Source organism: Reyranella sp. (assembly GCF_044224635.1).
Lineage (GTDB): Bacteria > Pseudomonadota > Alphaproteobacteria > Reyranellales > Reyranellaceae > Reyranella.
In genome coordinates, this window is sequence record NZ_JBGAKA010000051.1 from 51,380 (window position 1) to 60,983 (window position 9,604).

The following is a 9,604-nucleotide window of genomic DNA, read 5'->3' on the forward strand; positions in this document are numbered from 1 at the left end:
ATGGCCAGCGGAGCCGTACCGACCACTTGGCTGCACCGCGTCACCGACAGCGATATCTGGTGGAGCTTCAAATCCTCGCCGATGACGGTGGCGGCGGCGCTCCTGACGCTGTTCATCTTCGCCATGGCCTTCCTGGCGCCGGTGCTGGCGCCGCACACGCCGTTCGACCCGGCGACGCTCAACCTCAGCGACGGGCTGAAGCCGCCGGTGCTGGTCTCGGCCGATGGCGACTGGACCTTCCCGCTCGGCACCGACGACCAGGGCAGGGACGTGCTGTCGTCGATCATGTACGGCACCCGTCTGTCACTCGAGGTCGGCTTCGCCTCGGTGTTCGTCGCCATGCTGATCGGCATCACGCTGGGCCTGATCAGCGGCTATTTCGGCGGCACGGTCGACGCCGTGATCATGCGCATCGCCGACGTCCAACTGACCTTCCCGGCGATCCTGGTGGCGCTGCTGATCGACGGCGTGGTGCGCGGCCTGATCTCCGTCAAGCGCCACGACGAGATCGCCCTGCTGGTGATCGTCGGCGCCATCGGCCTGTCGTTCTGGGTGAGCTACGCGCGCACGGTGCGCGGCTCGGTCATGGTCGAGAAGAACAAGGAGTACGTGCAGGCGGCGCGAGTCATCGGCCTGTCGCCGTTGCTGATCATGGTGCGTCACGTGCTGCCCAACGTCACCGGCCCGGTGCTGGTGATCGCCACCCTCAATCTCGGACTCGCCATCATCACCGAGGCGACGCTGTCGTTCCTCGGCGTCGGCCTGCCGTCGACCGAGCCGTCGCTCGGCACCCTGATCCGCCTCGGCAACGAGGTGCTGCAGTCGGGCGACTGGTGGATCACGGTGTTCCCCGGCATCACGCTCGCCGCCCTGGTCCTGGCCGTGAACCTGCTGGGCGACTGGCTGCGCGACGCCCTGAACCCGAAGCTGCGATGAGACGAAACTTCAACTCCTCTGTCGTCCTGAGCGCAGCGAAGGACCTCATCGCCGCCCGCCACGAGTGCGTTTCGAGACTTCTGGCGATGAGATCCTTCGCTGCGCTCAGGATGACGGGAGGGCGGTCATGACCATTGCCTCCAACAATCCGCCGCTGCTCGAGGTGAAGAACCTGCGCGTCGAGTTCCCGACCCGGCGCGGCACCCTGCTGGCGGTCGACGACGTGTCGTTCGACATCGCACCGGGCGAGGTGCTGGGCGTGGTGGGCGAATCGGGCGCCGGCAAGTCGCTGACCGGCAATGCCATCATCGGCCTGCTCGAGCCGCCCGGCCGCGTCGCCGCCGGCGAGATCCGCCTCGAGGGACGGCGCATCGACAACCTGCCGTACGAGGAGATGCGCAAGGTGCGCGGGGCTCGGATCGGCGCCATCTTCCAGGATCCGCTGACCAGCCTGAACCCGCTCTATTCGGTCGGCCGCCAGCTCGTCGAGACCATTCAGACGCACCTGCCGCTGTCGGCCGCGGCGGCGCGCCAGCGCGCCCTCGATCTCCTGAAGGAGGTCGGCATCCCCGGTGCCGAGACCCGCATCGATCACTACCCGCACCAGTTCTCCGGCGGCATGCGCCAGCGCGTGGTGATCGCGCTGGCGCTCTGCGCCGGCCCGCGCCTGATCGTGGCCGACGAGCCGACCACGGCGCTCGACGTCTCGATCCAAGCACAGATCATCGCGCTCTTGAAGCGGCTGTGTCGCGAGCACGCCACGGCGGTGATGCTGGTGACGCACGACATGGGCGTGATCGCCGAGACCGCCGACCGGGTGGCCGTTATGTATGCCGGCCGCATCGCCGAGATCGGGCCGGTGCGCGACGTCGTCAAGCACGCCAGGCATCCCTACACCAAAGGGCTGATGGGCTCGATCCCGAGCCTCGGCGTGCGTCATGACCGGCTGACCCAGATCGACGGCGCCATGCCGCGCCTGACCGAGATCCCGCCGGGCTGCGCCTTCAACCCGCGCTGCACCGAGCGCGGCTCGCGCTGCCTCGTCGAGCGCCCCGAGCTCATGTCGGCCGGCACCAGCCGTGCCGCCTGCTGGCTGCACGATCGCGGCGGGGTGGGCGCGCCGGTCGCCCGGGAGACCGCCGATGCCTGACGGCATGCCTGACGTCCCGACTGACGGTTTGAAGGGCGGCCAATTCGTCCGCCTCGCCGGGCTGAAGCGCTATTTCGACGTCTCGGCGCCATGGCTCGTGCGCACGCTCGAGGGCCGGCCGCGCCAGATCGTGCAGGCAGTCGACGGCATCGACATCGAGATCGCCAAGGGCGAGACCTTCTCGCTGGTCGGCGAATCGGGCTGCGGCAAGTCGACGGTGGCGCGCCTGGTGGTCGGCCTCTACCCGCCGACCGCAGGCTCGATCCAGTTCGACGGCAACGACATGGCGCAGCGCCGCAGCCAGGCCGAGACGGCGGCGCTGCGCCGGCGCATGCAGATGATCTTCCAGGACCCGTACGCCAGCCTCAATCCGCGCTGGCGCGTGTTCGACATCATCGCCGAGCCGATCCGCGCCTTCGACCTCGCCCGGGACAAGGCCGACCTCGAGCAGCGAGTCGGCGACCTGTTGCGCCAGGTCCGGCTGACGCCGGCCGACGGCCGCAAGTACCCGCATGAATTTTCCGGCGGCCAGCGCCAGCGCATCTCGATCGCCCGGGCGCTCGCCAGCCAGCCCGAGTTCCTGGTGTGCGACGAGCCGACCTCGGCGCTCGACGTCTCGGTGCAGGCGCAGATCCTGAACCTGATGGTCGACCTGCAGCGCCGCCTGCAGCTCACCTACCTGTTCATCTCGCACAACCTCGCGGTCGTCTATCACATCTCGACGCGGGTCGGGGTGATGTATCTCGGCCGGCTGGTCGAGGTGGCGCCGACCGACACGCTGTTCCGCCGGCCCAAGCACCCCTACACGCGGATGCTGCTGGACACGATTCCCGACCTCGAGATGACCGGCCGCCAGCGCGTCCCGGTGGCCGGCGAGGTGCCGAGCCCGATCAACCCGCCGCCGGGCTGCTCGTTTCACCCGCGCTGCCCCTTCGCCAACGCGCGCTGCAAGGTCGAGCGGCCGAAGGCGCTGCCGATCGAGGGCGGCACGGTCGCCTGCCACGCGATCGAGGAAGGGCGGCTCGGCGTCGAGGAGCGGAGCTACGACGCGAGCCGTTGACGTTTTGCGCGTCATCCGGCATGCCTGTTATCCAGCTGCCAGCGCACTTCCGGGAGAATTTGAATGCCGGTCAACAACCGCATTGCCTCGTTCCACAAGGACATGACCGCGTGGCGGCATGACATTCACAGCCACCCCGAGACGGCCTTCGAGGAAGTGCGGACCGCCGATATCGTCGCCGACAAGCTGAAATCGTTCGGCCTCGAGGTCCATCGCGGCCTGGCCAAGACCGGCGTGGTCGGCGTGCTCCGCTGCGGCACCTCGAAGCGGGCGATCGGCCTGCGTGCCGACATGGATGCGCTGGACGTGCACGAAACCAACAATTTCGATCACAAATCGACGATCCCCGGCAAGATGCACGCCTGCGGCCACGACGGCCACACGGTGATGCTGCTCGGCGCCGCCAAGTACCTGGCCGAGACGAAGAACTTCGACGGCACGGTCTACTTCATCTTCCAGCCGGCCGAGGAGAACGAGGGCGGCGGCCGCGTCATGGTCGAGGAGGGGCTGTTCGACAAGTTCCCGGTCGAGGGCGTCTACGGCATGCACAACATCCCGGGCATCCCGGTGGGCCGCTTCGCGGTCCGGCCCGGCCCGATGATGGCGGCCTACGACATTTTCGAGGTCGTGGTGAAGGGCGTCGGCGCGCACGGCGCGATGCCGCATCACGGCATCGACCCGGTCGTGGTCGGCGCCCACATCGTGACCGCGCTGCAGTCGATCGTGGCGCGCAACATCGACCCGATGGACACCGCCGTGGTGTCGACGACGCAGATCCATTCCGGCGACACCTGGAACGTCATCCCGCAGGAATGCGTGTTGCGCGGCACCGTCCGCACCTTCAAGAAGCCGGTGCAGGATATGATCGAGAAGCGCATCGAGAAGATCGCGCGCAACGTCGCGGCGGGCTTTGGCGCCGAGGTCACCAAGTGGCGCTACGAGCGGCGCTATCCGGCGACCGTGAACAGCGACAAGGAGACCGAGTTCGCGGCCCAGGCGGCATCGGCGCTGGTCGGCAGGGAGAACGTCAACCGCAACCCGACGCCGGCGATGGGCAGCGAGGATTTCGCCTGGATGCTTCTGAAGAAGCCGGGCTGCTACATCTGGATCGGCAACGGCGACGGCGAAGGCAGCTGCATGGTCCACAACCCGGGCTACGACTTCAACGACGAGATCCTGCCGATCGGCGCCTCCTACTGGGCGACGCTGGTCGAGCAGCAGCTCGCCCGGCAGGCCGTGCCGCACGCCGCGGAGTAGCCCAGCCTCCTGCGCCGGCGGCAGCGCGCCATGGCGTCCCGTGCCCATCCCTACACAGGCCAGGCGATCGGCCTGTCGACCATCCATGCCAAGGAGCAGGCGATGCGGCCGCCGTTCCGGCGGCTGCTCGGCGCCCACATCACCGTGGCGCCCGATGTCGACACCGACACGCTCGGCACCTTCTCGGGCGAGATCCCGCGGCCCGATGCGCTGGTCGAGACCACTTTCCTCAAGGCCGAGCTCGCCTTCCGCACGCTCGATGTCGACTGCGCGGTGGCGAGCGAGGGCAGCTACGGGCCGATCGTCCGCGTGCCGTTCGTGGCGAGCGGCGTCGAGGCGATGGCCTTCATCGACCGCCGGCGCGGCATCCGGCTGGTCGAGACCCTGGGCACCGAGCGCACCAACTGGCGGCTCCATCGCTTCCCGGCCGGCGATCCCGCCGTGCCCGAGGCCGTCAAGGCGATGGGCTTTCCGCGCTACGGCGTGTTCGTGATCTCGAGCACCGATCCGACGAAGCCGATCAAGGACCTGACGCGGCTGGAGGACGTCGTGGCGGCGGTCGACAGCGAGGCAAGGCGCTCGGAGGAGGGGCTGGCCATCGTCATCGCCGACATGCGCGCGCACCGCAACCCGACGCGCATGCAGGTGCTGCGCGCGCTGTCGTGGAAGCTCGCCAGGCGCCTGCAATGCCTGTGCCCGAAATGCCAGGCGCCGGGCTTCGGCCTCACCCAGTCGCGCCGCGGCCTGCCGTGCGAGGCGTGCGGCACGCCGACCCATTGGGTCGATTTCGAGATCGACGCCTGCACCGCCTGCGGCCACGCCGCCGTGCGGCCGAGGAAGGACGGCCGCCGCACGGCGCCGAAGCGGGCCTGTCAGTCTTGTTCCTCCCCACAAGGTGGGGAGGTGTCGCCGTCTGCGGCGACGGAGGGGTCGTAAGCCGCAGTCGCGCTGCTCATGACCCCTCCGTCCCGTAAGACGGGACACCTCCCCAGCGGAGCTGGGGAGGGAGAATGAAGCTACGCCGCCATCGCCTTGCGGCGGCAGAAGCAGGAGGCGTGGATGGGGACCTCGCAGCGGGCCAGGGCGAGGTCGAGGCGGGACTTGATCAGCGGCGTCTCGATCCTGTCGCCGCGGCGGGTCAGGCATTCGTGCAGGCCGTGCAGGCTCCACACATTGTCGGGATGCTGGCAGGCGCGGCTCAGCTTGCCGTCGAAGCCGAGATCGGCGCGATAGACCGCCTCGGCCTCGGCGACCTGGCCCTGCTCGAGCAGCAGCGCGCCCAGCGCGTGGCGCGTCGGCTGCATCCAGCCCCACGGCTCGTCGTAGAGCAGGGCGTCGTTCAGCGCCACCGAGCGGCGCAGATGGGCGAAGGCGATGTCGTAGTTGCGGCGGCGGTACTCGAGCTCGCCGCTCAGCATCGCCTCGGCGACACCGAGCAGGCTGGTCACTGTGTTGTTGTGCACCAGCCGTGAGTCGGGCACCCGCGCCTTGGCCTGGAGGAAGGCGGTGCGCGTCTTCTCGGCCTCCTCGAGGTTGCCCAGGATCGAGTGCGCGACCCCCTTGGCGTAGAGCATCATGGCCGTGGTCGAGCAGTAGACGTCGCGATCGTCCGGCAGCGTCTGCGCCAGGATCTCGTGCCATTTGCCGAAGCGCACCAGCACGTGCTGCTTCATCGGGATGAAGCCCTCCATGAAATCGGCGAACGGGGGCGTCTTGACGCGCAGCACGGCGTCGGGCGTGGAGGCGATGATCTCCTCGGCCGCCGCGATGGCCGGCGTGTACTGGCCGAGGAACATCGCGCCGTAGACCACGAAGTGAAGGTTGTGCAGCCGGTACATCGTGTAGATGTTCATCGCCCCTTCGTCGGCCAGGTACTTGCGGTCGGCGACGACGGCTCTCTGGTTGTAGACCACGACGTCGTGATAGTTGCCGCACAGCACGTCGATGTGGGTCGGCATGTGCACCAGGTGACCCGAATCAGGCATGATGTCGCGCAGCTTGTCGCCGGCGCGCAGCGCGCGCTGCGGGAGCGGCGACATCTCCATCAGATGGACGTAGAGATGCAGCAGGCCGGGATTCTCCCACGCGCGCGGCTGGTCGCGGAACGCTGCCTCGAGCACCGTCATCGCCTCCTCGGTGCCGGCGCCTTGGGCGTAGCCGCCGGTCGCGAGGTCCCACATCTTCCACGGCGTCTCGCCCATGATCGCCTCGACGAACACGAAGCGCACGTCGAGGTCGTCGGGATACAGTGTGTAGACCTTGCGCATGGCGTTGGTGTAGGCCTTGTCCCAGCCGCTCTGGTCCTCGATCGGATCGCGTTGCGGGTAGCGCGCCGGCAGCGCACTGATCAGCGCCTGCTCGACCGGCGTCGCGCCCTTGGCGCAGGCCAGCGCCTTCTGCATGGCGTCATAGGCGGCGGCCAGCGACTGCGCCTTGCTGGTCCGGTCCTGCAGCTCCCATGGCAGGTTGTAGTTGGGCCCCACGGCATAGGAGACGCCCCAGTGCGCCATGGCGCACTCGGGATCGAGCTCGGCCGCCTTGGCGAAGCACTTGACCGCTGCCTCGAAGTTGAAGCCGAACACCCAGTTCAGCCCGCGATCGAACCAGATCTGCGCCTCGGGCGAGCGGGTGGTGATGGGACGCTTGTACGCACCGAGATCGTAGTAGGTCATGGCTGTCTCCGATTGCACGCGCGCGCTTCATTTTCCTCCCCAAGCGTAGCTTGGGGAGGTATCGCCGTCTTCGGCGACGGAGGGGTCATGAGCAGCGGGACTGAGGCTCATGACCCCTCCGCCCCGTATGACGGGGCACCTCCCCAGCGAAGCTGGGGAGGAAGATGAGAGCTCACACCCCATACGCCTGCCGCGCGACGTCGGCGCTGAGGATGCCTTCGGCGCGGTCGCGGGCCACGTCGGCCGGCGACCGCTCCGCGGGCGGGCCGTAGCCGCCGGCGCCGGGGGTTATCACGGCGAACCACTGGCCGGCGGCGAGAACGGCGGAATCGCCTTCGAACACCACGCCGGGGCCGCCCTCGACGGCGCCGTGCGCGCCCGGGCCGCCACCGAACAGGCCCCAGCTCTGCGAGCGCTGGCGGCTCACGTCGACGCGCACCCGGCAATCGTGCATCGCCTGGTAGACGCGGCGCAGGCCCATGCCGCCGCGGAAGCGGCCGACGCCGCCCGAATCCTGCACCAGCTCGTAGCGCACCAGGGTCAGGGGATACTCGATCTCCAACGCCTCGACCGGCAGGTTGGAGGTGTTGGTGGTGTGGACGTGCACGCCGTCGAGCCCGTCCTTGCCGGCGCGCGCCCCGCTGCCGCCGCCGATCGTCTCGAGATAGACCCAGGTCGAGCCGTCCTGCGGCCGCTTGCCGATGAAGTAGGCGACGGTGCAGGCCGAGTTGCTGCACGCCATGACGCGGTCGGGCACCGCCTGCGCCAGCGCGCCCAGGATCATGTCGGCGATGCGCTGGCAAGTCTGCAGCCGGCCGTTGACCGCCGCCGGCGGCAGGCAATTGAGGATGCTGCCCGGCGGCGCGCTGATGGCGAGCGGCCGCGCCAGGCCGGCATTGGGCGGGATCGACGGATCGAGCACCGACTTCACCGCGTAGTAGGTCGTGGCCAGCAGCGCGGTGTAGGTCATGTTGATGCCGGCGCGGCGCTGCTCGGGCGCCTCGAAGGCGAGCGTCATGCGGGCGCCCTTCACCGCGATCTCGACCGACATCGGCAGGGCCTGCGGCACCTCCTCGTTGTCGAACACGTCCTCGAAACGCCAGGTGCCGTCGGGCAGGGCAGCGATGGCGGCGCGCATCTTGCGCTCGGCATAGTCCATCAGCGCCTCGCCGGCGCCCAGCACGGTGTCGACGCCGTACTTTGCGGCGAGCGCCTGGAAGCGCTGCACGCCGACGCGGTTGGCGGCGCGCTGCGCACGCAGGTCGGAGAGCCGCTCCTGCGGCACCTGGCAGTTGAGCAGGATCAGGTCGAGCACGTCCTTCTGCAGCTCGCCGGCACGCCACAGCCGCACCGGCGGGATGCGCAACCCCTCCTGGTAGATGTGCGCATGCCCGCGATCGACGAAGTCGGCGTGGTGCGCCAGGTTGACCGTCCAGGCGACCAGCTTGTTGTCGACGAAGATCGGCTCGGCCAGAACGATGTCGGGCAGGTGCGTGCCGCCGCCCTCGTAGGCGTCGTTGCCGATGAAGGCGTCGCCCGGCCGGATGTCCTGTGTCGGGTAGCGCCGCATGATGTGCGGCACGAGATCGAGGAAGCTGCCGAGATGGATCGGGATATGCTCGGCCTGGCACAGCGTCTCGCCGCGCGCGTTGAACAGCGCCGTCGAGCAGTCGCGCCGCTCCTTGATGTTGGTCGAATGCGAGGCGCGGATCAGCGTCTCGCCGGTCTCGTCGACGATCGAGGCCATCGCCGCGCCGATCACTTCTATCGTGATGGGATCAAGGGGCGTGATGGGATCGTGAACGGTGATGGACTCTCGCCCGCGGGACTTGGTCATGGCGTGTTGGCCTCCAGGATCAGGTTGAGCCAGCGATCGACCCGCGCCGTCCATCCTGGCGGCACCAGGGTGGTGGCGTCCATCTGCTCGATGATCGCGAGCCCGGCGAATCGATTGCCGGGCCCCAGGGCCGGGCGGTCGTAGACCGGCGTCATGGCGAAATCGCGCGTCTCGGCCAGCCACACCCTGCGCGTCCCGGTGATCGCCCCCGACACGTCCGGGCCGCGCTCGGGATGGGCCGGCAGCGCGGCCTTGCGCACCTGACCGGTCGCCTCGGCGCGCAGCGTGACGACCTGCACCGGCTCGCCTTCGGCGACGAAACCGTAGCGCTGCCGGTGCACGTCGGAGAAGCGGGCGACCAGGGTCTGCAGCGTCTCGGCGGTGACCGGACCGTCGGGCAGGGCGACGCCCAGCTCGTAGTTCTGGCCGAGATAGCGCATGTCGGCGGTGCGCGCGATGCCACGGTCGGCGGCAGCGATGCCCTCGTGTGCGAACCAGCGCTCGGCGCGCTCGCTGAGCGCGGCGAAGGCCTCCGCGATCTCGGGAGCCGAGGCGTCGGTCGCCGGCACGATGCGGGTCAGGGAGAAATCGGCGCGCAGGTCGGTGAGCAGCAGGCCCATGGCGCACAGGATGCCGGGATTGGCCGGCACCAGCACGCGGCGGATCTCGAGCTCCTCGGCGAGCCGCGCGGC

General features: G+C 69.1%; 7 protein-coding genes and 1 pseudogene. 5 read left to right on the forward strand and 3 right to left on the reverse strand.

Annotated features, from left to right (window positions below):
* The 5 genes from ACILR9_RS31150 to ACILR9_RS31170 all read left to right on the forward strand — a co-directional run bounded on the left by ACILR9_RS31150 (position 1) and on the right by ACILR9_RS31170 (position 5,339).
* Complete coding sequence (locus tag ACILR9_RS31150) at positions 1-936, forward strand: ABC transporter permease (RefSeq protein WP_395713874.1); 936 nt, start codon at positions 1-3, stop codon at positions 934-936.
* A 127-nt stretch (positions 937-1,063) separates the two neighbouring features.
* Complete coding sequence (locus ACILR9_RS31155; RefSeq protein ID WP_395713875.1) at positions 1,064-2,086, forward strand: ABC transporter ATP-binding protein; 1,023 nt, start codon at positions 1,064-1,066, stop codon at positions 2,084-2,086.
* Positions 2,079-3,146 (forward strand): ABC transporter ATP-binding protein, encoded by a 1,068-nt coding sequence (locus ACILR9_RS31160; protein WP_395713876.1) that lies wholly within the window; start codon positions 2,079-2,081, stop codon positions 3,144-3,146. Before ACILR9_RS31155 ends, ACILR9_RS31160 begins: the two co-directional genes overlap by 8 nt.
* A 63-nt stretch (positions 3,147-3,209) precedes the next feature.
* A complete protein-coding gene (locus ACILR9_RS31165; protein ID WP_395713877.1) occupies positions 3,210-4,403 on the forward strand; it encodes a M20 aminoacylase family protein in 1,194 nt (397 codons plus the stop codon).
* 30 nt (positions 4,404-4,433) lie between these two features.
* The gene (locus ACILR9_RS31170; RefSeq protein ID WP_395713878.1) at positions 4,434-5,339 is read left to right on the forward strand and encodes a DUF6671 family protein; all 906 of its coding nucleotides are present in this window, start codon (positions 4,434-4,436) and stop codon (positions 5,337-5,339) included.
* An 80-nt stretch (positions 5,340-5,419) separates the two neighbouring features.
* On the opposite strand, the gene ACILR9_RS31175 is transcribed toward ACILR9_RS31170, so the two are convergent.
* From ACILR9_RS31175 to ACILR9_RS31185, 3 genes and pseudogenes are all read right to left on the reverse strand, one after another.
* A complete protein-coding gene (locus ACILR9_RS31175) occupies positions 5,420-7,075 on the reverse strand; it encodes a tetratricopeptide repeat protein (protein ID WP_395713879.1) in 1,656 nt (551 codons plus the stop codon).
* A gap of 172 nt (positions 7,076-7,247) precedes the next feature.
* Positions 7,248-8,912, reverse strand: a complete 1,665-nt coding sequence (locus ACILR9_RS31180; RefSeq protein ID WP_395713880.1) for a hydantoinase B/oxoprolinase family protein — start codon at positions 8,910-8,912, stop codon at positions 7,248-7,250.
* Positions 8,909-9,604 (reverse strand): annotated as a pseudogene (locus ACILR9_RS31185) (hydantoinase/oxoprolinase family protein); the annotation flags it as partial. The pseudogene ACILR9_RS31185 and the gene ACILR9_RS31180, both read right to left, overlap by 4 nt.

Coding starts and splice junctions, on each gene's coding strand:
- ACILR9_RS31150 (WP_395713874.1), top strand. CDS start 1: ATGGCCAGCGGAGCCGTACCGACCACTTGGCTGCACCGCGTCACCGAC.
- ACILR9_RS31155 (WP_395713875.1), top strand. CDS start 1,064: ATGACCATTGCCTCCAACAATCCGCCGCTGCTCGAGGTGAAGAACCTG.
- ACILR9_RS31160 (WP_395713876.1), top strand. CDS start 2,079: ATGCCTGACGGCATGCCTGACGTCCCGACTGACGGTTTGAAGGGCGGC.
- ACILR9_RS31165 (WP_395713877.1), top strand. CDS start 3,210: ATGCCGGTCAACAACCGCATTGCCTCGTTCCACAAGGACATGACCGCG.
- ACILR9_RS31170 (WP_395713878.1), top strand. CDS start 4,434: ATGGCGTCCCGTGCCCATCCCTACACAGGCCAGGCGATCGGCCTGTCG.
- ACILR9_RS31175 (WP_395713879.1), bottom strand. CDS start 7,075: ATGACCTACTACGATCTCGGTGCGTACAAGCGTCCCATCACCACCCGC.
- ACILR9_RS31180 (WP_395713880.1), bottom strand. CDS start 8,912: ATGACCAAGTCCCGCGGGCGAGAGTCCATCACCGTTCACGATCCCATC.